The following is a 21,709-nucleotide window of genomic DNA, read 5'->3' as shown; positions in this document are numbered from 1 at the left end:
ACTAATTCCCACATCCTTGTGGGTCAGGCATTTCTATCAGGCCGGCCGGTCCCGATAGAAAAGTCCTACTACTTATATCGAATTTTCACGACAAAAATATAAGAGCAATTTTTAAGCAAGGCGGATAGCATAAAGCGATTTTCGACCATTTTCCCGTCAAAAACCGCTTATATCTCTACATTGCCACAATTTACTTATCTTTCTTGAAAAATGCGGATAAATCCTGTGCCAAAACCGATCGCTCCGTCGCTTCTTTATTCGATGATTGAATCGAATCGTACAATTCTTTCCGGTACACTTCGACAGATTTCGGGGCGCGTATCCCCAATTTCACCAAATCGCCCTCAACTCCGATCACGACCAATTCTATGGAATCTCCGATCATAATCGATTCGCCCTTTTTCCTCGTCAACACCAGCATACGCTCACTCCTCCTCGCTCAAGGCGGCAGCGGCCGGAGCCGCATTCCCCGTGTCCGGCATCAGCCTATGCTTCGTCGTATATCCGGAGCCGGCGAGGATGATCTGTTTGCCGCTTCTCTTGCTTTTGTTAAACACGACGGGAGCAAGCAAGTTGACCGTGGCATCCGAGATTCGCTCCCGAACGGAAACAACGGCGAGCACGACCACCTCCGCCCGGTCTCCTATCTCCAACTCTTCCTTGACTGTATCGGACAACTCCACTTCATAGTCCGGAAAGAAAAAGAACGGGTCGGTCAAAACAAAAGACAGCTTCTCCTCCTCAACGGACTGCAAGTAGTAGAAGGAACTCTCCTCCCCGGCTTGAAGCAAAATAAAGGCCGTTCTATCCTCGAATCCGGGAATCCCCCCGGCAAACCGATAAATATCTTGTTCCTGCGCTTCGATTTCGCCGAAGTCTCTTGTCTTCAGAATCATATCCACCCACTCCGTTTCCATAAAATCGTTCTGACTCGAACAATACCGAAAATGCCGCAAAAACACAAATAGCTATAGACACAAGAGCCTTTTGCAACCTTGCATCGCAAAAGTCCGATGAATCTACAGCTATCTACACCTTCATATCGATTTGGGGCGGTATCATCTCTACATTCGGATACTGCTTCATGTAAATCTCCATCTTGCCTCTGTTGTACTCGACGATCGGATTGTTAACCTTCGTGTTGAATTCGATCCTACCGGGAGTAACCTCAATTTCGGCTTTGCGCGCGGTATATGTAATATCGACATTATCATAAGAAGCCGGTCCGGCATAATCCATTTCGGGAAATCCGGCAAGTCCCTCCTGCGCATTATCCGCGATCGGTTCGCCGCCGAGATGGATCGCCGCCAGTTTATTGCCGTTCTCGACAATTCGGGCGATTCCGTCCATCGCCACGTTGCGGGCCGACGAGTATATGCGATGCATCATTTCCAAGTTGCCACCATGCGCAAGAGCATCCCACGCTTTGCTGGCATCGACCTGTAAATCTCCGCGAGGCTGCCGGATATCGAGCTTCGGATCGATCCGTTTCATCTCGAACGTCGGCCTAGGCTGCTGGATATCGTATTTCCCCAAATCCGCATCGATGTGCAGCTTGGCGTGTTGAAGCCTGTAATGAATTCTAGGCAAATCCATCTAAATCGGCCCCTTCCTACTTCAGGAAGTCTATCAAGCTCGGGCGAATCAACTTGGATCCGGCCGCAAGCGACGCCTGGTAAACGTTCTCGTCCGTCTTCAGGTTCGTGATGACTTCCGCAATATCGGCATCTTCCGTCTTCGACTGGAGCGTCTGCAAGTTGATGCTCATGTCGTCTAGACGGCCTTTGGCCAACTCGATACGGTTCGTTTTGGCGCCGATATTCGAACGGATCTGCAGCACTTTATCCAGCCGCGTCTCCAATTTACCGATCATCGTAGAAATGTCGGCATATTTGCTCTCCGACAAATAGCCTGCGAATTCGTCAAATAGCTTGAACAAATTATCCGCTTCACCCGGCTCTCCGAATACCTGCGTTCCGGTTACGTTAATCCCAAGCTTGACCCCGGCTCCGATTTCGTAATTAATAATTCCGGAATCCGTGTCGACAAACAGGTTCTGCGCATCGGGATAGGGCCGCACATCGGTCTTTTGCCCGTTGAAGACGAACTTTCCGTTAAACTCGCTGTTCGCGATATCGAGCACCTGATTTTTCAATTGAGATACTTCTTGGCTGAGCGCCATCATCGCATTGTCGTCGTTGGTGCCATTGGCTCCTTGGACCGCAAGCTCGCGCACGCGCTGCATCACATCGCCCAATTGGTTCATCATCGTATCCGTAAAGTCGAGCCAGGACAGCCCTGCATCCACATTGCTCTGGAACTGGTCGGTAGCCCCGAGCTCGCTGCGGTAACGCATCGCGAAGCTGATGCCGACCGGATCGTCGGAAGGCATATTGATCCGCTTCCCCGTGGCCAACTGGTTTTGCAGGTTGTTCATGCGCGTTAAATTGTTGTTCAAATTGAGCAGCAGTTGGGAATTCATCATGCCTTGCGTAACACGATTCAAAACGCTTCACCCTCCGTAAGATGTACGCCGGATTCTACTTATCTGCCGACTACACCCATTCCATTAATGACTTTGTCCAGCATTTCGTCGTATGTCGTCATAGCACGGGCAGCCGCATTATACGCGTGCTGATACTTGATCATATTGGCCATCTCTTCATCCAGCGATACGCCGCTGACCGATTGTCTTCTGGACTCTACATGCTCGACAAGAACTTGTTGGTTAGCCATTTGGCGGTGAGCTTCCTGACCCTCGATTCCGAGCTTCGTGATGATGGAACGGAAGAAATCGTCCACCGTGCCGGTCTGCCCCACCGTATATTCAAATTTTTTGTTTTTCAAGCCCGCGATGAGCAGTGCGAATTCGTTGCTTCCTTGTACGACCTTCTTATTACCGTCCGCATCCACATAAGTACGATTCGCTGCAGCCATCGTGAATACATCATCAAGAATCGACTGATTCAGCTTGATCGTCGCAGCCTCGTTACCGGTCGTCATCTGGAAGAAAGGAGCGCCTTGGTTGCCCTTCATATCGTATCCGAGTTGATGCAATCCGTTCAAGCCGTTAACAGTCACCGTCTTCTCTTCGGTCAATGTTCCGGTCACGGTCGAACCGTCCACTGCGGTCAGCGTTACCCCGGCAGGCAGCATCGTATTGGCGGGAAGCGTAACCTGCACCGGACTGCTCACCATCGATTTGACCATCGTGTTCAATTCATTTATATACGATCTGACGATCGTATCTCTGGACAAAATCATCCCGAACACTTCGCCGGTTTGCAAGTTGTTGCCGTAAGCAGTCTCCAAATATGCCGGCGTTACTTCTACCTGCTTCGTATTTCCTTCGACAAGCGAAGCGTTCCCCATCGTAATGTTATATCCCGAAGTTTGCTCCGTCACGGAAATGTTTATCATTTTGGAGAGGTCGTCCACGAGCAGGTCCCGTTGGTCCCTCAAATCGTTCGCATCGTTGCCAAGCCCTTCAACCCGAAAAATTTCGTTGTTCAGCCGGGCGACCTGACCGAGAATGGTGTCGATTTGCTGAGCCTTTACACCGATGTTCTCCGTCAAGTCTTTCGACAGGTCGTTCAATTTCGTTGCCGTATCATTAAGCGCATCGGTCATCGCGATCGTACGTTCCTTCACAAGCACGCGGTTCGTCATGCTGTCCGGATTTTTGGTCAGCTCTTGCCATGAGCTCCAGAACCCTTCGATCGTCTGACGAATCCCCGTATCGGAAGGCTCATTGATCACTTTCTCCAGCTTCTCCAGCGTATCGCTGCGGATCGTCCATTCGCCGAGCGACTTCTGCTCGTTGATGAACTGATCGTCCAGAAACTGCTCGCGAATCCGATGGATTCCCGAAAATTCGACGCCCTGCCCGGACTGTCCCGGAATATTGGACCGCTGCATCCCGACGGCTTCCATAGGCCGCGCAGCAACGAATTTCACTGTCTGTCTCGTATACCCTGCCGTATTCGTGTTGGATATGTTATGGCCCGTTGTCGTAAGCGCCGCTTGGTGGGTAAATAAACTCCGCTTCGCTATCTCGAGGCCGCCGAATGTCGATCTCATGCGCGCACCCTTCTTTCCGATATCGTTCCTAGCCTTCTCATTTAAGCTTTCCGGTCAAAGTAACTGCGCTGGTATGACTGCTGATCGTGCTGCGGGTGATGGTATACCGCGTCCTGATCGGACGGCCCGGCAATCACATCGAGCGAGAAATCGATGAATGCGAGCGACTGCTGGATCAACTGTCGATTCAAATCATTCGCCTGCTTCATTTCTCCTATTAAGCGCAAAAGCTCGCTTCGCCTCTCCGACAGCGCTTGCTTCTCTTCCAGCCGAACGGCGATTTTGCTCAGCGTGTTGATCGTAATGGCTCCCGTAACATACATATTTCTGGAACGCATATACGCTTGCACCGCTTCCCCGCGTTCCGCTTCGAATTGGTCGACCAGCCGGATCAGCTTCACTTCTTTCTGGGTCAGCTGCATCAGTCGTTCCACTTCATTGCCGATAATCGCTTTCCGCTTATGTTCGCTTAAATCGAGCAGGATACGGTGAACTTCGATTTGTTGATCCAACGTTCTCATGATCGCTTCCATCCTTATCGTTCACCCGCTCCCTCTACCCAATTATTTTACATACGGTAACAGCTTCTCAGCGATTTGCCCGGACTCCACCCGGTAAGTACCCGTAGAGACCGAGTGCTTCAACTCCTGCACCTTCTGGCTGCGCAGCTCGGCGTAAGCCGCTTTCCGCGCCTCCAGCAGCTCCTGGGCTTCAGCGGAAATCTGCACTTCATCCTTGCGTTTCCCCTGCTTGCCTTTTAGCTCTGCCGACTTCGCATCCTGTCTCGAATACGGATTCGTTCCGCCGACCCGGTTAATACCGTTGATCTTCATATCACTCACCTGCACTTTCGCTTGCTCTCGCTTTCCGATTTCCTGTTATAGCATATATCGGACGGCTTCATCCGATTGTTTAGTTCAATTTACCGTTTATCGAATTTGTCGCGGTCTTTCATGTAAGTACTGCCGAATTCAAGAGCGTTCTGCCTTTCCTCTCTCCGCTTGGCGTCCTCTTGCGCATGGCTGAAGTCTTTCGCCAACTGGCTTCGGCAATTTGCACACAACGTGCCTTCCTTGATCGGCTCCCCACAAGATTCGCAGGGGGTCAGTACATTGGGGGCGTCTTTCGCCGCGATTCGGCCTTCGCGAATGAATCGGATGATCATCCGTACCGGTACTCCGGTCTCCTCGCTTAATTCATGGAGCGTACAGCTCCGGTTTTTGCGCAAGTGGTCCACGCATTTCCGATACTGATCTTCGATCTCCCGCAAGCAGTTCGGGCACATGTTGTAGCTGTTCTTGACGTATACTTTTCCGCATTGCGGACAGTTGGACAAATTCATGCCTATGCACCCCTTACCCATATTCGAAATTGGACCCGCACCTCTCTTCCGAAGCGGTTCCACATCATCTCGCCCAGGTCAACCCATACACGTTCGCTTCCGCATGATCGCTTATCGTCTTTGCACAATGATGCAAGGTGCTGCCTGTCGTATACACATCATCGATTATTACTATGTTTATCGGCCGCATGACCGTTTTTTTTAATATCATCTTTATTCCAGCTTCATCTATGGCAAAAGCATCCTTTAAATCGTCCAGTCGCTCCGCTCGAGACTTGTAGCTCTGTTTGGCCGTATCCCGCCGGCGTGCCAGCAGCGGTACGGTCGGAATGGCCGCCAGCACTCCAAAGCCCTTCGCGAGCTGCTCCGCTTGGTTGAATCCGCGCTCTTCCATTCGCTCCTTGCTGACCGGAACGTGCGTGACCCAATGAATGGCCCCCGACCGGTTATAATCATGTTCATTCCGCTTGTACGCCGTATGCAGCATCGAGGCAAACAAACCGTTCAGCCGCTCGTTTCTGCGATACTTGTATGCGGCAAGCCACTCTTTCATCCCCTGCTCATATTTGACCGCACTCCGATTCAAACACAGGCGGGAAGCGCCTCTTCTCGTACAGTCTGTACATTGCTCCGACCGGCCGCAATGCTCGCATTGCAGCACCTCGATCCACGGAATCACATTCACGCAGCGGGCGCAAAGAGACAGCGTCGGAAGCGCATAGCGCTTGACCGAGGCCCGGCAATACATGCACAGCATTGTCGGCGCTCCAAGGAGTGACTCTCCGGCGCCAACCAGTCTTTCCCACAAACGATTGATCATCATATCCCTCCTTTTGTTGTCGAGTCGTTACTTGCAGTAGTTGGTTCCTCCTCCTCGTTGTTCCGATTCAATAAATATCCTTTTCGCTTCGCCAGCCGGTTCATTTGGCGAATTTGCCGGATTGCCCGGGCTTGGGAGTCCGTGCGACCGGCAGCGGCAAAAAATACCTTCCCGTTCGGGTCGTCCTTGGACCGGCCGGCTCGTCCCGCCATCTGAATCAAGGCGGCGGAATCGAATGTGGCCGAATCGGCTTGCAAAATAAAAACATCTGTTCTCGGAACCGTTACTCCTCGTTCCAGGATGGTCGTCGTTACAAGGATCCGGATGTCCCCTTGCCTAAAGCGAACCACCCTATCGGCTCTCTGCGAGTCCTGAGAGGAAGTACCCTCAACGGCATACTCGGTGAAATGGCTCCTTATCGCTTCAACCACCTTCTCGACTTCCCGAATTTTCGGTACGAACACGAACAGCTGCGCCCCTCTGTCGATTGAGCGCTGCATCGCCGCTTTTACATTCCCCGGCAAGCTGCCTTTCCACTTCATCAGTTCCTTCATCTGCAGCGTTTGCGGAATAGGAAGCGGATGACGGTGAAAGCGAACCGGCACCTTCACGTGGGCCAGCCGGTTGCGTGCCGCCAACCGAACGAGATGGGCCGGAGGAGTCGCCGATAGCAGCATGTACGCCCCGGTTCTTTTGCAGACGCGTTCGGCCGCGTATTGCAGCATCGGATTGTTATGATAAGGGTATGCATCGATTTCATCGATAATAACGAGATCGAAGCAGCGGTGGAAACGCAAGAGCTGGTGCGTGGTGGACAATGTAATATCTCCATGCTCCCATCGCTCTTCACTCCCCCCATAGAGCGTGACAATTGTCCTTCCGGGGAAAGCGCGCTTCAGCCTTGGCTGGAGCTCTAGCACGACATCTCGACGAGGGGTAGCTATCAGTACTCTCCGTCCCAGCAGCAGTTCACGGTCGATGAACGGAAAGATCATCTCCGTTTTCCCGGCGCCGGTAACCGCCCATATCAGAAGTCGTCCGGGTTCGCCGGCTCTTTCTTGCGATAAATAGGACAGCCCGCTTCTCGCCGCTTCCGTTTGAGCCGGACTGAGGCCCCATTTGCCGATGATGGCGGCTGTTTCCGAAGCTGTCCTTGCGGAAACATAGCCGTTTCCAGTCTGAGCAGTACCGTATATTAGCAGAGAGCACGACTGTATCCTCCCCATAGTAATGCATTCCTCGCAATACAAGCATTCTCCGGTACAATACAGACAATCTGTGCGATACATCCGCTCGGACCCTGTACCGCAGCGTCTGCATCTATAGCGCCTCTCCGGCTTGGACCAGAAATAGCGACGCTTACGCAAGCTCTCTACCCCATTGTGCAGTTCCACCTGTCCCCTCAATAAGGCCGCTTGCAAATAGCCTGTCCACGCCTTCCTTGCTCTTTCAAGCCCGTGATGCTCCAGGAACCGAAGCAGCTCTTCTTTGGAGAAGCAGCGACCGGCCAGCAGCCGTTCCATCTTCAGCAGCTCCTGCACATCAATCGGCTCTGCTCTTCGCCGGGCCACATAATCGGCATACGTTACGGTCCGTACTTCCGGCGTACCCAGCAGAAGACCTGCTTCCGAGCAAACGGCGGACCATTCCCTCAAAACCTGATTCAAATTCGGATTCGAACCGCGCTCTAACGCGGCCAACAGCTCGCATGCCTCCGACAAAGACAAAACTGGTTCCAACAGATGAAGGGATGCTTTCCCGCCGGTCTGTTCGAACCAGTATGCGAAATCGATATCGATATTTAGCGTAAAACGCCATTTTAACCGTCCGGGGACGGCTGCGGCGTACAAACGGACTTTCACCCGAGTCCCCCCATCACCGTTTTGTAAGCGGTTAATTATTGAAATAGCGGAATGTTCTGCATCTCCTGCTTGTTGCTTAACCGAACGAGGACGACCTCCTCGTTCTCGTATCGTGTAATCATTTGGTCCAATTGCGCCGATTCGTCCCATTCGGTTATCTCGATTTGATAGGGCCTTGCCGCTGCCAATCGTTCCGCTATTGCCATCGTGTCGTCCTCGGACCGTTCATCCATGACGACAATATGGATCATTCTCGCTTTCATCCGCGAAACGAACAGCAGCGTGCGTAAATACCATTCGATCTGCAGCGCATTGTTTCTTGTAATGAGGACGTAATGGATCGGTTTCTGCCGGTTCCACCGGAACCGGGACCGCACCAAATGGACTATTGCGATCGCAAATCCGTACGCTCCGAATATCGACAGCAACCCGACTATCATAGCGGCTCCCTCCCTTACCGCTATTATATGCCGCCATGATGTCCAAGGTTCCTGCGCTATTCGTTCGTTTACAGCGTAACCCAGCCGTTTTTTATCGCGATTATGACCGCTTGAGTCCGGTCCTCCACTTCCATCTTCTGCAAAATGCTGCTGACGTGGTTTTTGACCGTCTTCTCGCTGATGAACAGCATTTCGCCGATCGATTTATTGCTTTTGCCTTCCGCCAAAAGACGAAGCACTTCCGCTTCCCGGCGGGTCAGCGGGCTGTTCGGCTGGTGTATGTATTTGACCCCGGCTTCTCTCGGGCTTTGATCTCCTCCGGCGATTCCGTTCGGATCGAGATACGTCATTCTCCGCAGCTGGTTGATCAACTTGCCGGTTACTTTCGGGTGGATATACGCATGTCCCGCCACGACGGACCGGATAGCGTTAATTAACGATTCCGCTTCCATATCCTTGAGCAAATATCCGGAGGCTCCTTTGCGCAGCGTCTCGAATACATAGCTCTCGTCGTCATGAATGGACAAGATGATGACTTTGATTTCCGGGAAAAAGTCTTTCAGCCGTTCCGTCGCGACGACGCCGTTCTCGATCGGCATGTTGATATCCATCAATACGACGTCGGGACGAAGCGAATTGCAAAGCTCGACCACTTGGATGCCGTCGCCGCATTCGCCTACCACCTCAAAATCTTTTTCCATATTCAGTATGCGCTTGACGCCTTCCCGCAGCAGCTGGTGATCGTCGGCGATCACGATTTTCACATTGCGCTTTTGTTCCATTACATTACTCCTCTCTTTGTTCCAGACTGATCGGAATGATCATCGTGAGCTTCGCGCCTGCCTTAGGCTCGGACTCGATATCCATTCGCCCCCCTAACAGCTCCACCCGCTCGCGCATCCCCATGATGCCGAAATGCGAGTTGCCTCTGGCGATCATGGCTTCCAGCTTTTCCACGGAGAACCCGACGCCGTTATCTTTTACGACAACTTTCACCATTTGTTTCTGGTACGTGATCTCGATGCCCGCGTGGCTTGCTTTGGAATGCTTCAATACGTTGGCAAGCCCCTCCTGAACGAGACGGAATACGGCCACCTCCATCGCGGAAGGCAATCGCGCTTCCACACCGTGCACTTCGAATCGGGTATGAATTCTCGTTCGATCCTCGAAGTCCTGCACATATTTGCGCAGCGTCGGCATTAGTCCGAGGTCATCAAGCGCCATCGGACGCAGATTGAAGATGATTTTCCGGACTTCCTCCAGACCGAATCGAACCGCTCCTTTCAGATCGGAAAGCTCTTCTTTGACCGTTGCATATTCCTGCCTGTCAATCATACGTTCGGCAATTTCGGAGCGGAGCACCATATTGGCCATCGCTTGCGCGGGACCGTCATGAATTTCGCGGGCGATCCGCTTGCGCTCCTCTTCCTGGGCCAGTATGATTTTCAGGCCGATCAGCTGACGATTTTTGGCCGATTCGAGAATACGGGTCACCTGATTCAAATCGCCGGACAAATAATTGAGCACGACGTTCATTTGGCCGACGAGCGCTTCGGCACGCTCTATTGTCTTGTCCACATTTCGTATGCGCTTCTGCAGCTCGTCACGCCTTGCTCTCAGATGATGCTCCTTTTCCCTCGCCATAATGAGCTGGAGCTGCATCTGGGTGGCCGCTTCATAGGCGACCCGAATATCCTCTTCCTTGAACCGGTGAAAATCCCGGCTTACTTCCGTAAGCCGGATTCTGGAACGTTTGTATTCGACTTCGAGCTTGTCAACCTGGTCGATCGTCCTGGAGACTTCATCCATCACCTGCTGCAGTTCTTTGCCTAGCGCCTCCCACTCGCTACGGGCGCTTTCACATATTTCGAACATCTGATATTTACTGGACTCCATGACTCCAATCGCATTTTTAATCACTTTGTCGATCGCGTCGTATTGCAAGCTATCCCTTACTCCTTTACCCGTAACTGGCATACTATTTCTTATACTATCATATTTCGACAGGTTTGGATCGGGCTAATAGGACCTAATTTATTCCAGCGTCACCGTGCGGGTCTTTTCGTCCCATGTTACTTTCCAGCCCATCTTCTCGGAAATGACGCGAAGCGGAACCATCGTCCGCTCGGTCATGAGAAGCGGCGGAACCTCGGCCGTTACGGCCTCTCCATCGGCGATAAGCTCCGTCTTGTCCAGCCAAAGCTCAATCAGGTGATTGTCTTTCATAATCATTACTTTACGCTCTCCGTCGACCCACGTCAATTGTCCTCCCATGGCCTCCACGATGAAACGGACCGGGACAAGCGTATTATCTTTGTATATGACCGGAGCCTGATCGAGTACGAGCTGCTTCCCGTTAACCGTTAACGATTTTTGATCGATGGTCAGCTTAACGACATTTTTCGTTTGGACGGCCGCCTTCTGGTACTGGAATGCGATATCGTCGAACCAAATCTGCCCCTTCAGCTCGCGTTCGTCATGTCCGTTCTCCGGATTGGCCACGTATAGCTTCGTAAGCGAAATCGGATACGTGAAGCTGTACTTTTTCAGATCCGCGCTCAATGTTTTCCAGTCGGACCAATTTGCCAATTCGGTCAAGCTGATCAGTTGAACTTTCCCGGCGCTGTCCTTGATTTCCGCACGGACCCAGTTGCGGCTGTTGTCGCCTTTCACCTTGACACTGAGCGATTCCGGCTGTCCCTCGATTTTCAATCCATCCGTAAACAAAGCGTACGCCGCCGTAGTTCCTGTCCCTTGCGAGAAATCGTACTGCAACCCTAAAGCTCTGCTGCCTGCGGCGATTCCTTCTATTCCGGATACCCTATAAACATTGCCTGTCACTCCTGCGGTGGAAGTAAACGAAACCGCACTCGAGGTTTCAAACGATTCCACTATCCGGTTATCGACTATAGGCATGGTCAACATCGTCGAGAATCCGTCGTAGCGGGCGATAATCCGGCCTTCCGTCGCATCCTTATCGATGCTGTCGATCGTCAGTCTGCCGCCTTCCATCCGACCCTTGAATCCGATGAATTCCAACTGCAGCGCTTCGGCCGGGATGGTTCCTTTAGCACCCGATTTGGAAGTTACGCTTGCCGACAACGTGTAGACCGAATTAGCCAACAAAGAGGTGGATGAAGCGTTCAGCTTCAGACTGGCGACGTCTTTACCGCCTATTACTTCCACGTCTATACTTTTGGTCGCCTTACCTGAAACGACTGTCAGCTGTGTTTTTCCCGCCGCCGTTGCTGTAAACGTATTGCCTTGGAATGTACCGATCGGCTGGGTTGTCGACCAGTTGGCCGGCATTTGATCGGCCGCCACCGGGTTGAAATAGTCGTCATATGCTTTCAAGCTATAGGTAGCCTTCTGTCCGACAAAAAGTGCCGTGGCTCCTTGAATTTGGATATCTCGGACCTGTCCTTTCGGTGACAGTGAATATACGCCGACTCCGTTCACAACCGGGCGTTCGTAGCCGATATCCGCACTGACCAACGCCGTCTGGAACTCGCCGAGCGGTCTGGTCGCCATTTGGGTAGAACCGCCGCCGTCCAGATTGATTCCTTTCCATACGCCGACCTTGATCATAAACTGCTGAAGCTCGGCCAGCGTTAAGCCCGAATCTATCGTAATCAGGTACGCGTATTGTTCATTTTTGGAAAAGCCGATTGCCGTCCGGGCCACGGGAGAATATCCGCTCACCCCGTTCACTTCATGGGAAAACTCGGCCGGTTGGCCTTCGTCGACCAATATCGTATGGCCGCCGATCATCGTATTGAAGTTGGCCGCATCATACTGGATGGCCGGATTTTGCGCCAACACTTTATAATCGGCCGTGATCCTGTCCCCTACTTTCAAATGCTGGGCAACAAATTCATCGGCCTTGCCCGACGCCCTCAATATATAGCCATCGGCTGGCGCTACCGTCTCCAGTACACCGGGACGCAGGATTTTTTGAACGACTCCGTTTTGGACCAATATTTCTGTCGGTACGGTGACACCGTCATTGGATCGATTCACTTGTCCCCATGTATTCGTATACATGTATAGGCCATCGATCATGCTATGTTGGCCTTCCGGATGAATGCCGTCATTCTCGTACCAGTAATACGTTTTGTTGATTCCTCCGAGCGGATAAGTCGCTCCGTCTCTGGCTATGATTTTTCCTTGAAACGTAAACATATCGATGATCGGTTTATTTTCCTTCGTCAAAGCGAAGGAATACCAGCCGACCAAATACGGAGGGGTGGCCAATAGCTTGCCGCCGGAAACTTGCGGGCCCATAGGAACCCCTTCCGCCTGCGTGTTGAAAAAATCACCGTTAATCGCCGCAACGGCTCCCGTTTCGTTCGCCATTTTCCGCACACTTTGCTTTTTGGCGAGCTGCCCGCCCGTACCGGCGATCGTGTCCAGCTTCACGTAAGGATTTTTCAAATCTACTTCCACTACGTTCGCTTTTACGGTTACCGTTTTTTTATTTCTTTCGAAATTCCACTCATATTTTTTGAGAATGGCTCCATACGTGAGCGGCTCCTGTGCGGTCATCGTGACGGGTGCATCCGCTGCCGCGGCCTGGACTGGATCTGGCGCCAACCACGGCTGAACCGCGATCGAAACGGCCAGTAGGACTGCCGCCAACCCTTTCATTTTTTTGTTTCTGTTGCCTATAAGCTGTAGCAAGGGTGAAACTCCTCTCCGAAATCTCTCTATCTCTCTCCATGATTTTTATTCAACTGTATAGACTCTGTTTTGCCCGAAAAAGTTACGTTCCCTATCTGGAATCCGTAACGTTTGTCACTTTGGAACCAGTTCTTGTCGGTTTTTGACGATACTTATAGTTTTCGAATGCTTCCCTTTGTTTTCAAGGGGTATCCGACCTAATTTCGTCGAAAGCAAAAAAGCCACCCCTTAAGGAGTGGCGTGCTGTTTCGCTTGTTTCGACTGGGATTAACCCAACGCTTCTTTTTTGAGCTGCTCGGCTTTGTCCGTCCGTTCCCAAGGCAGATCCACGTCGGTCCGTCCGAAGTGACCATACGCGGCGGTTTGGCGGTAAATCGGGCGACGAAGATCGAGCTCTTTAATGATGCCTGCCGGACGAAGGTCGAAGTTATTGCGGATCACTTCTTCGAGCTTCTCTTCGCTTACTTTCCCTGTTCCGAACGTATCTACATTGACCGAAACCGGGCGCGCTACGCCGATCGCGTAAGCAAGTTGAATTTCAACTTTTTCCGCCAGCCCGGCTGCAACGATATTTTTGGCCACATAACGCGCGGCATAAGCAGCCGAACGGTCGACTTTCGTCGGATCTTTACCGGAGAATGCGCCGCCGCCGTGACGGGCATATCCGCCATAAGAATCGACGATGATTTTGCGTCCAGTCAAGCCGGCATCCCCTTGAGGGCCGCCGATGACGAAACGTCCGGTCGGATTGATGAAGTATTTGGTTTCCGCATCGAGCCATTCGGCCGGAACGACCGGGTTGATGACATGCTCCCGAATGTCTTTCTGGATCTGCTCGAGCGTAATTTCTTCCGCATGCTGGGTAGATACGACAATCGTGTCGACACGAACCGGCTTGTCTCCTTCGTATTCCACCGTTACTTGCGTTTTGCCGTCAGGGCGTAAGTATCCGAGCGTGCCGTTTTTGCGTACTTCCGACAGTCGGCGGGCCAAACGATGCGATAAGGCGATTGGAAGTGGCATCAATTCCGGCGTTTCGTTTACAGCGAATCCGAACATTAGACCTTGGTCCCCTGCACCAAGCGCTTCGATCTGCTCGTCCGTCATCGTGCCTTCTTTCGCTTCCAGAGCCTTGTCTACGCCAAGCGCAATGTCTGCGGACTGTTCGTTCAAAGAAGTCAATACGGCGCAAGTCGACGCGTCAAAACCGTATTTGGCGCGAGTATAGCCGATGTCCTTGATCGTATTCCGGACGATGGACGGGATGTCCACGTATTCCGACGAGCTGCTGATTTCGCCGATTACGAGAACCAAGCCCGTCGCTACCGATACTTCGCACGCTACGCGGGCATTCGGGTCATTTTGCAAAAATGCGTCCAGCACGGAATCGGAGATTTGATCGCAAATCTTGTCCGGATGTCCTTCCGTTACCGATTCCGATGTAAACAAACGGCGACCGTTTTTCAATGCCATAATTCCATCCAACCTCCTGCAACTATTATTTATCATGAGTACGAACTCTACACGGAGAAACAGCCTGCATCTCTAATTATCGACATGCAAAAAACGAACCTTTTCCTGTAGGAAAAGGTTGCATTGTACGACCTTCAAATATTGATGTTACTGGATTTGTCGAGCTCTGTCAATAAATGAATGACTTGAAATTATTACAGTCCAAACAGCGTCTTCTCCGCTTGTTCAACAAGCCGTCTTGTGATGGAGCCGCCTACCGCTCCTGTATCACGGCTTGCGATATGTCCCCAGTAGCCTTCGTTAATGGATGCAGACGGCATACTTCCCAATTCGGTTGCAAACTCCACATTACCGAACTGCGCTACTCCGCTGCCGACCGGAAGACCCAACTCCGCAGCAATCTCATACTTCATTTGATCAATTGCTTTATGGCACTCCGGTACGATTTTACGATTGTTTCTGGCCATATTGGTTCACCTCCCTTGAATCTGGTGTACCTGTAGTATGGCCCCGCGTTCGCGGATCACCCGTATCGATTATTGTAAATTGGGGTAAAATTATGGTGCCGTTTTCGTTCCATCCTCTTTTAGCAATATGTAGCTTCCCCGTACCATCACATAAATGTCGCCCTTTTGTTTAGGATCGGGCTTGATGCCTCGGCCCTCGCGCGGGATAATCAGCAAATGATTGTTCTCGATTGCTGATCCGGCCGAGATATCCTTACCTGCAGTTACATCCGGAATCCCGTCGCTATTACTTACTGCGATAGTCTTGCCGGATCGCACGATGATCTCGGCACCGATCCCTCCATATAAAACTTGCCCGGCCTCCAGTTTGATGACTTCAAGATTCGATGCCGCTCCTGTAGTAGGAGTCGTCGGTTGTTGAGGCTGCGTCTGAGTTCCGCCAATGGGCGGTATTTGGGCTTGCAGCTCTTGCTTCACTTTTGCAATTTCAGCCGCAATGATCTCATTTACTCGCTGTTCGGATATACCTTGCACCGTGCTGCTTGGTTGTCCGGTTCCAGTATTTCCCGAGCCGGTCCATTGTCCGCCGGTTACTTTCTTCAATTGCTCATCCAGATAACTTTTGGTTACGAGGGGATCATCAGCCGACCCCGGTTGCACGGCTCCGTCCGCTTTGGATTCGATTACCGCTTGTCCAACAAATATTCCCGCTGCCATCGTTATCCCTATCAATCCGGTGAGCAGCACTTTCCGTTTCTGCGTCAATTTGTTCGCCTCCTGACCTTGTTACATTCGACTCCGTAAAAAGAGAATCCTTTCGACCCAAGAAAATTGGACCGAAAGGACTTTGTGTAAAATGGTGATTAGTCTGAGAAATAAAACCAGTCGAGCTGTTTGCTGGCAACCAAGCGCTTTTGGCCTTGGAATACGACGTATAAGTTCAGTTTGTATTTCTTCAGAAACGATGTTTTAAAAATAAAATCGTTATCGGTTTTCGTCAGTTCCATTTTATTTTTGCCAATCTGCAATGTGGTAGCACCCGTTGTTTTTCCATCCGCCTCTTTTTCCGTAACGAGATTCCAGTCCATCCTTGCTTTCCCATCCAAATCCTCAAGTTCGATATTCAACTTATATTCTTCCGTATTCACTTCGTATTGGTTGTTTTTCTCTAATTCGTAATCGAATGCTACTTTTATTTCTGTTTTATTAACAGAAGTACCCACTCGGCTCAAACTAAGTTTGTAAGGGAATATGTCGATGTCTTTAATGGTATCCGGAGTAAAAGCTTTTTCTTTCGGCAAATCAAATGCAACTGCATTTACATAAGAATCAGGCTTTTCCGATACTAATGAATATTTTCCTTGAGTAATTCCTTCTCCAATTAGCAACTGTGTAATCTCCGGGGACTTGCTCTTTGCGACGTTTGCCCATATATGAACAAGCGCTTTTCCGGATGGACTTATTTTTGTTTTAATTTCTGTGATTGTCGCCGGATATACAGTCCCGTCTGCTCCTTTAAAGTGAGCGACAAGTTTGGATAAATCGTTGGATCTTTTCTCCAAATTCTCAATCTCGACTTGGGCTGTAATCAAATCGGAGCTTTTGCCGCTTATATTATGTAAGGCATGAATATAATAATCAGCCAACCGCCCTAGCCCGCCAAGCTTATAGCGGTCATCAGCCTTAACAACAGGTACGCTGTCGACTGCCGAATCAACTTTAAAAGCAACCAAATCCGTTACTGTAGTGTTATTCGTACCACTTCCGCTTTTTACCGACTCCTGCAAATGAACGGTCATTTTCGAGTACTCATACGTGTATGGTATCGTACCAAGCAGTTGGATTCTGACTTCTTTATCCGGTTGAAGCCCGATTACATTATCGGTTCGAATCACTTTGACTTCCACTTTTACCGAATCATCCAATTCAATGTATCCTGTTAAATTCGGAATAGACAAAGGTTTCGATTCTTTAGACTTCAATAAGATGGAGGCGGATAGCAAATCGTCATCTTCCCAAGGAACTCTTTGTATCGATTCCAAGGTGGCTACATATGTACCGCTTTCATTTGAAAATGATTGTTCTTTTTCCGTTGCCGAAGTATCTTCTGTCGGATTCGGAATTTTAAATTCAGCGAAAGCGGTATTAACCGATGTCGTTTCTCCGGTAGTCGTATTCTCCGTAATAACCAGTTCCCAATTTTGATCGGAGATGGAACGTGGAAGCTTACCGGTTAACGTAATTTCTTTTTTCATCAGCGGGTCGATCGTCGTAGTGTTAGTTACACCGGAAGCTGTCAGCGGATACAACAATCCGTCCGACGTTCGAATCATGTAGTTCATTGTAGGGAGCTTCAAACTGCGGATATCCGTATTTTGCAGTTCCAGTATGATCGACGGCAAAAAGTTTTCCTCATTGCTGCTGATCGTTGCCCGTTTAATAAATCCTTGCAAAGACGTTTTTGATATTTTGATATTCGCTTTGGAGCCTGCCGGTGCCACCGTCGTATAGTTGTCTGGAATTTGTAGTATTCCCAGCGTTTTCTGATATTCAGCCGAAGAGAAATCCCATTTAATGATTTTAAACTGGAGATCCTTCAACTGAATCGCTGAAGTAACATTCGCGTAAAACTTGATTTCTTGCGTCCCTCCGGCTGGAATAACATTCTTATCTTTGTCTTGAGGCATTACATTGATCGTAAAATTTGCTCCGGCGATTGACTGCATGCGAACCCAGTAGTCTATAAACAGAATATCACTTGTCCCGCCATTAACGATTTTCACTGTAAAAGTAACCATGTTGTTGTCCGCGCCTACGGATAATCTGGCGTCTTTAAGCTCAAAATAACTTTTGTCATTGACCCATACTGAGCCTACGGATGGAACATCGAATACAGGCTCAGCCGTAACTTGAGTACCATCGGCATATGTATGGACTGGCACGGTAGCCGCCAATAAAGAGAACAGAACCAAAGATTTGACGGATAACTGCTTGAACTTCGACTTCTTTCGCATGTGCATCCTCCTCTATTACTTCTATATGTAATAGACGTAAGAAGTTCCATTTTGTTTCAGGAAAACTGAAGATTTGTTAAAGTAAATAAAACAAAAAAAGGCCCCGAGGGACCTTCTTTTGTTTTATTTATCAATAGATGATCAATTACGGTGTAACAGGAGCAGGTACAGTATACTTCACATACGTCGATGCGGATTTGCCGCCAGATGTAGCTGTAATCGTGAAGTAGTGCGTTCCGACGGAAAGACCGCCTAGGCCGGTAATATCGCCTTTTTTAACAGTATCGCTAGATACGTTAGATATGCTCAATCCTGTAGTTTTAGCAGGATCGGATGGCGTAATCGTGTAAATTACTCCAGTGATCTTATCATATGCACTGATATTGTCTTCCGCATAAGAAATACCATACTGGTCAGCAACTTTCAGGTTCATGAACTGCCATGCTTTGGTGTATTCTGTTCCACCACCCGTAGCACCAGTATTGTACTTCTCGCCTTTGGAAATGGACACTGTTGAATCCGAGGTTACAGCGTTAACAAACGGAACATCGCCCTTAACTTCTACTTCCAGATTGTTAACGACTCTGTCTTCCTTCTTCAGCGTTTTATAACCAACAGTCAAGATTGTTTTGCCCGGTGTATAGCCGAGTACTCCAGCCGTGCTTGCTTGTGCTACGGAGTATACGCTGCTCGTTACCGAGAAAATACCGCTCGCCGGCAATATTACGTTATCGCCTGCGCTATCTTTAGCCGTTACGCTCGGAAGTCTGTCCTGAATACCTGTTGTAGTTGCTTGTGTCGAATCCAGCACAGGGCTGTCTTTCGTAGCGTACAATGTAGCAGGTTTCGTAACCGTATAAGTCAAGTCTGCTGTATCATAGTCAATCAACGTGAACGTTCTGATTGATTCCGAGATAACCGTATTCGTTACTCCGCCATCCAGCGATCTGCGCAACTGGGCTTTATACTCTACCTTCTCGCCTCTGCCATTAGCAAGAGCCGCGTTAGTAGTATTATTGCGGAGGAACTGATAGGTAGTGTTGAAGTTAGCCAAGCTGTCTTTGTACGTTCTAGCATCAGCCGATGGAATATTACCGGCATTTACAAATTGATCGGATGCTTTGCCAAGACGGTCCAATCTAGTCACTCTGATGTTGTTTACGTTAGTATCAGTTATTACATTGCCGTTTTTGTCAGTAAACTTGTAATCAACGTAAACAGAATATGTTACATTTTGACCATTTTCAGAAACGGTACCAACATTGTCAAGCTGTTTGCCGTTTTGGTCAAGTACAACCAATTTGAAGTTTGATGCTCCACCAGCGGATTTCGGTGCGTTAGCCGTAACAACACTAATCTTGTCCGGGGTACGCGCTCTGCTGATCGGAATGTTCTTTGTAATGTAGCTGTTGTTGCCTGTTCTCGAATCCAAGTAAGCGCTGATAAATGCGTACGATCCCGCTTTCGCTTCGACGGACGAAATGTGGAGCTGACCTTTGTAAGGACCCGATTTTTCGATAACAACTTTTTCACCGGCACCTGTACCTTTTACATTGCTGGCATCAATCTTGATTCGATTGTAGTTCTCATCGTCAACAATTTCGTCAGCTGTCAATTCGTTGCCAGCTTCATCATATGCAATAATCGGAATGTATACGTCTCTAACGTCACCTTCATTCAACGAATCCGATTCATTGCCGAATACAATTTTCGTGGCCAACTTCACAGAAGCCACTTTAACTGTTTTAGAATTGTTTGCTCCGCCAATTTGCAACGTGACGTTATAATCTTCGCTTTTTTCTGCGCGACCACTCAATGTCACACGCACTTCACCGAAGTTATCGTTGTCGAAATCTTCGAATTTAACATCTACTTTATCCGAATATGGAATTGTATATTTGTTGTAAGTCCACGTTGTTTGGCTGTCATAGGCCATCGGGTTGCCGAATTGATCATAAATCGTTACCGGAATCGTAGCATATTCCCCAGAACTCGTAATGGATGTTTTGCCAGACGGATATTTAACATCACCCAGCTCCATTTTGGTTACGAACGGCTCCGAACCAAGCTTGAAGTTCTGTTGTACGGAAAAACGCGTATCGTTCTCGTAGATGTACACCGGCACAATAGCGGTACCTGGATTGTGCTTTTCGGTCGTGGACCCAGGACGATACATCGTATCAATCGTCAAAATGAAATTGTTTTTGTCATCTTTAGTAATGCCGCTGTTGTTGAAGCCCGGAGTCGTAGCCGTAAAGTTACCAGCGCTCAATGCGCTAGCTTCGTTATATTGGTTGACGGCACGGAATTGTATGCGAGCTTTTGTGCTTTGTGCAATTGTGTCGCTCGTCGTAGCAAATTCAAGCTTCGTTACTTTTTCGTTTTCACCTTTGAAGGTCGCGGATGCCGTTCCAATATCGGCAGCAGCCAAACCACCAAGCGTTACGGTGTACTCGCCTTCGCTGATTTTAGCATCTTTCAGCGTCAACGTTGCCGTTTTCTTGTCTGTAGACCATGTCGTCGAAGCAATAGCAATTTCAACCGAACCTTTCTTCACGGATAATTTTGCTACTTTATCATCAACGTCGCGATCCAAAGCTACTTCGATTTTCGAAACGCCAGTTGCTTTAGCGGATTTCACCGAAGCTTTAGCCGGTTTTTGCGAAGCTGCGATAGCTTGTTGAGCGCTGTAGGAAGCTTCAACCAGCTCGGAGCGGATAGCCGGTTTCGTGTAGTCTGTTTTTTCGCTCAACAAACCGTTGGCGATTGCAGCTGCTACATAACCTTTAGCCCAATCGGATACGTTACCTTTAACGGTAGCGGTTGTGTTTTGTTGCAGACCCAAAGCACGAACAGCTACAGCTGCCAGTTCTTCAAGCGTTACGTTGCCAGCTGGATCAAAAATACCAGTCGCTTTGCCATCCATTAACATTGGAGTTGCTTTGGAAACAGCTTGGATGAAGCCAGCGGACCAACGGTCTGCAGCAACGTCCGTGTAGCTAGTTCCGGTTACTTCTTTCAGATCCTTCAGTTTGGCAAGGATTTTTGCCAATTGCTCACGGGACATGTTCGCGTTCAGTTCGGAACCGTTACCTGTTCCGTCTTTGTCGAAGATCCCCAGTTTGATCAATTCATCCAATTTTTGTTGGGTCGTCAAATCAGCTGCGAATGCAACGGATGCGAAAATGGACGACACCATAGCAGATGCTACGAGTACAGACAAGCTTTTCTTCATAACCTTTTTTTCTCCTCCTCGATTATCATCATTCGATGTTTGAGAGTTTAATTTAATTTGTAAGCTCTTCATACTCATCGGCCAATTCACCTCCTTCCCAGAGTTTTGAGCGCTACTTCCTATTTGGACTCTGCAACTTTTGTCGCAGAAACTAGTAAACTGTCGAAGTAGAAAAACTAGAGACATAGACGCCACTATAACATTATACAATGGTGCTTTCATACCGTAAAGCATAAATTGTGAAAAAGTACCACTGTGCGCCCGGTTTCTTATGTGTTTGCTGTGCGTTGTTTGTC

The 21,709-nt window shown here is 49.5% G+C and carries 19 protein-coding genes; all 19 read right to left on the bottom strand.

Annotated elements, in window-relative coordinates; translation table 11 throughout:
- Nucleotides 1-190: 190 nt before the first annotated feature.
- The 19 genes from csrA to FE783_RS23230 all read right to left on the bottom strand — a co-directional run bounded on the left by csrA (nt 191) and on the right by FE783_RS23230 (nt 21,491).
- On the bottom strand, nt 191-421 hold the full coding sequence (gene csrA / locus FE783_RS23320; RefSeq protein WP_138881800.1) for a carbon storage regulator CsrA: 231 nt from the start codon (nt 419-421) through the stop codon (nt 191-193).
- A 4-nt stretch (nt 422-425) separates the two neighbouring features.
- The gene (fliW, locus tag FE783_RS23315) at nt 426-896 is read right to left on the bottom strand and encodes a flagellar assembly protein FliW (protein ID WP_158301989.1); all 471 of its coding nucleotides are present in this window, start codon (nt 894-896) and stop codon (nt 426-428) included.
- Nucleotides 897-1,029: 133 nt separating this feature from the next.
- The gene (locus FE783_RS23310; RefSeq protein WP_138881798.1) at nt 1,030-1,596 is read right to left on the bottom strand and encodes a DUF6470 family protein; all 567 of its coding nucleotides are present in this window, start codon (nt 1,594-1,596) and stop codon (nt 1,030-1,032) included.
- 16 nt (nt 1,597-1,612) lie between these two features.
- On the bottom strand, nt 1,613-2,506 hold the full coding sequence (gene flgL, locus FE783_RS23305) for a flagellar hook-associated protein FlgL (protein WP_238403219.1): 894 nt from the start codon (nt 2,504-2,506) through the stop codon (nt 1,613-1,615).
- 38 nt (nt 2,507-2,544) lie between these two features.
- Nucleotides 2,545-4,080 carry a flagellar hook-associated protein FlgK gene (flgK, locus tag FE783_RS23300; RefSeq protein ID WP_138881797.1) on the bottom strand — a complete coding sequence of 512 codons (1,536 nt, stop codon included), beginning with the start codon at nt 4,078-4,080 and terminating at the stop codon, nt 2,545-2,547.
- A 41-nt stretch (nt 4,081-4,121) separates the two neighbouring features.
- Nucleotides 4,122-4,601: a flagellar protein FlgN gene (locus FE783_RS23295; protein WP_158301988.1), complete on the bottom strand. Its 480-nt coding sequence runs from the start codon at nt 4,599-4,601 to the stop codon at nt 4,122-4,124.
- Between the two features lie 42 nt (nt 4,602-4,643).
- A complete protein-coding gene (gene flgM / locus FE783_RS23290) occupies nt 4,644-4,913 on the bottom strand; it encodes a flagellar biosynthesis anti-sigma factor FlgM (RefSeq protein WP_138881795.1) in 270 nt (89 codons plus the stop codon).
- 89 nt (nt 4,914-5,002) lie between these two features.
- The gene (locus tag FE783_RS23285) at nt 5,003-5,422 is read right to left on the bottom strand and encodes a TIGR03826 family flagellar region protein (protein WP_138881794.1); all 420 of its coding nucleotides are present in this window, start codon (nt 5,420-5,422) and stop codon (nt 5,003-5,005) included.
- Nucleotides 5,423-5,486: 64 nt separating this feature from the next.
- Nucleotides 5,487-6,242 (bottom strand): ComF family protein, encoded by a 756-nt coding sequence (locus FE783_RS23280; RefSeq protein WP_138881793.1) that lies wholly within the window; start codon nt 6,240-6,242, stop codon nt 5,487-5,489.
- Entirely contained in the window at nt 6,242-8,104 is a 1,863-nt protein-coding gene (locus tag FE783_RS23275; protein WP_238403218.1) for an ATP-dependent helicase ComFA, read from the bottom strand. Before FE783_RS23275 ends, FE783_RS23280 begins: the two co-directional genes overlap by 1 nt.
- A 35-nt stretch (nt 8,105-8,139) precedes the next feature.
- On the bottom strand, nt 8,140-8,544 hold the full coding sequence (locus tag FE783_RS23270; RefSeq protein WP_138881791.1) for a glycosyltransferase family 2 protein: 405 nt from the start codon (nt 8,542-8,544) through the stop codon (nt 8,140-8,142).
- 68 nt (nt 8,545-8,612) lie between these two features.
- Nucleotides 8,613-9,326, bottom strand: coding sequence for a response regulator (locus FE783_RS23265; RefSeq protein WP_138881790.1), 714 nt, complete (start codon nt 9,324-9,326; stop codon nt 8,613-8,615).
- 4 nt (nt 9,327-9,330) lie between these two features.
- Nucleotides 9,331-10,521 carry a sensor histidine kinase gene (locus tag FE783_RS23260; protein ID WP_138881789.1) on the bottom strand — a complete coding sequence of 397 codons (1,191 nt, stop codon included), beginning with the start codon at nt 10,519-10,521 and terminating at the stop codon, nt 9,331-9,333.
- 57 nt (nt 10,522-10,578) lie between these two features.
- On the bottom strand, nt 10,579-13,224 hold the full coding sequence (locus FE783_RS23255; protein WP_238403217.1) for a stalk domain-containing protein: 2,646 nt from the start codon (nt 13,222-13,224) through the stop codon (nt 10,579-10,581).
- Nucleotides 13,225-13,491: 267 nt separating this feature from the next.
- On the bottom strand, nt 13,492-14,697 hold the full coding sequence (gene metK, locus FE783_RS23250; protein WP_138881788.1) for a methionine adenosyltransferase: 1,206 nt from the start codon (nt 14,695-14,697) through the stop codon (nt 13,492-13,494).
- A 194-nt stretch (nt 14,698-14,891) separates the two neighbouring features.
- Entirely contained in the window at nt 14,892-15,164 is a 273-nt protein-coding gene (locus FE783_RS23245) for an alpha/beta-type small acid-soluble spore protein (RefSeq protein ID WP_138881787.1), read from the bottom strand.
- 90 nt (nt 15,165-15,254) lie between these two features.
- Entirely contained in the window at nt 15,255-15,929 is a 675-nt protein-coding gene (locus tag FE783_RS23240) for a hypothetical protein (protein ID WP_238403216.1), read from the bottom strand.
- A gap of 98 nt (nt 15,930-16,027) precedes the next feature.
- A complete protein-coding gene (locus FE783_RS23235) occupies nt 16,028-18,178 on the bottom strand; it encodes a hypothetical protein (RefSeq protein WP_138881786.1) in 2,151 nt (716 codons plus the stop codon).
- A 145-nt stretch (nt 18,179-18,323) separates the two neighbouring features.
- Nucleotides 18,324-21,491, bottom strand: coding sequence for an S-layer homology domain-containing protein (locus tag FE783_RS23230; RefSeq protein ID WP_138881785.1), 3,168 nt, complete (start codon nt 21,489-21,491; stop codon nt 18,324-18,326).
- Between the last annotated feature and the right edge of the window lie 218 nt (nt 21,492-21,709).

It is taken from the genome of Paenibacillus mesophilus (assembly GCF_005938385.1).
GTDB lineage: Bacteria > Bacillota > Bacilli > Paenibacillales > NBRC-103111 > Paenibacillus_AB > Paenibacillus_AB mesophilus.
The sequence above is the reverse complement of the archived record's forward strand: the minus strand, read 5'-3'. Positions and strand labels throughout refer to the sequence as shown.

Bases quoted from the DNA above. Each gene is read 5' to 3' on its own strand.
- csrA (WP_138881800.1), bottom strand. From the start codon at position 421: ATGCTGGTGTTGACGAGGAAAAAGGGCGAATCGATTATGATCGGAGAT.
- fliW (WP_158301989.1), bottom strand. From the start codon at position 896: ATGATTCTGAAGACAAGAGACTTCGGCGAAATCGAAGCGCAGGAACAA.
- FE783_RS23310 (WP_138881798.1), bottom strand. From the start codon at position 1,596: ATGGATTTGCCTAGAATTCATTACAGGCTTCAACACGCCAAGCTGCAC.
- flgK (WP_138881797.1), bottom strand. From the start codon at position 4,080: ATGAGATCGACATTCGGCGGCCTCGAGATAGCGAAGCGGAGTTTATTT.
- FE783_RS23295 (WP_158301988.1), bottom strand. From the start codon at position 4,601: ATGAGAACGTTGGATCAACAAATCGAAGTTCACCGTATCCTGCTCGAT.
- flgM (WP_138881795.1), bottom strand. From the start codon at position 4,913: ATGAAGATCAACGGTATTAACCGGGTCGGCGGAACGAATCCGTATTCG.
- FE783_RS23285 (WP_138881794.1), bottom strand. From the start codon at position 5,422: ATGAATTTGTCCAACTGTCCGCAATGCGGAAAAGTATACGTCAAGAAC.
- FE783_RS23280 (WP_138881793.1), bottom strand. From the start codon at position 6,242: ATGATCAATCGTTTGTGGGAAAGACTGGTTGGCGCCGGAGAGTCACTC.
- FE783_RS23270 (WP_138881791.1), bottom strand. From the start codon at position 8,544: ATGATAGTCGGGTTGCTGTCGATATTCGGAGCGTACGGATTTGCGATC.
- FE783_RS23265 (WP_138881790.1), bottom strand. From the start codon at position 9,326: ATGGAACAAAAGCGCAATGTGAAAATCGTGATCGCCGACGATCACCAG.
- FE783_RS23260 (WP_138881789.1), bottom strand. From the start codon at position 10,521: ATGCCAGTTACGGGTAAAGGAGTAAGGGATAGCTTGCAATACGACGCG.
- metK (WP_138881788.1), bottom strand. From the start codon at position 14,697: ATGGCATTGAAAAACGGTCGCCGTTTGTTTACATCGGAATCGGTAACG.
- FE783_RS23245 (WP_138881787.1), bottom strand. From the start codon at position 15,164: ATGGCCAGAAACAATCGTAAAATCGTACCGGAGTGCCATAAAGCAATT.
- FE783_RS23235 (WP_138881786.1), bottom strand. From the start codon at position 18,178: ATGCGAAAGAAGTCGAAGTTCAAGCAGTTATCCGTCAAATCTTTGGTT.
- FE783_RS23230 (WP_138881785.1), bottom strand. From the start codon at position 21,491: ATGAGTATGAAGAGCTTACAAATTAAATTAAACTCTCAAACATCGAAT.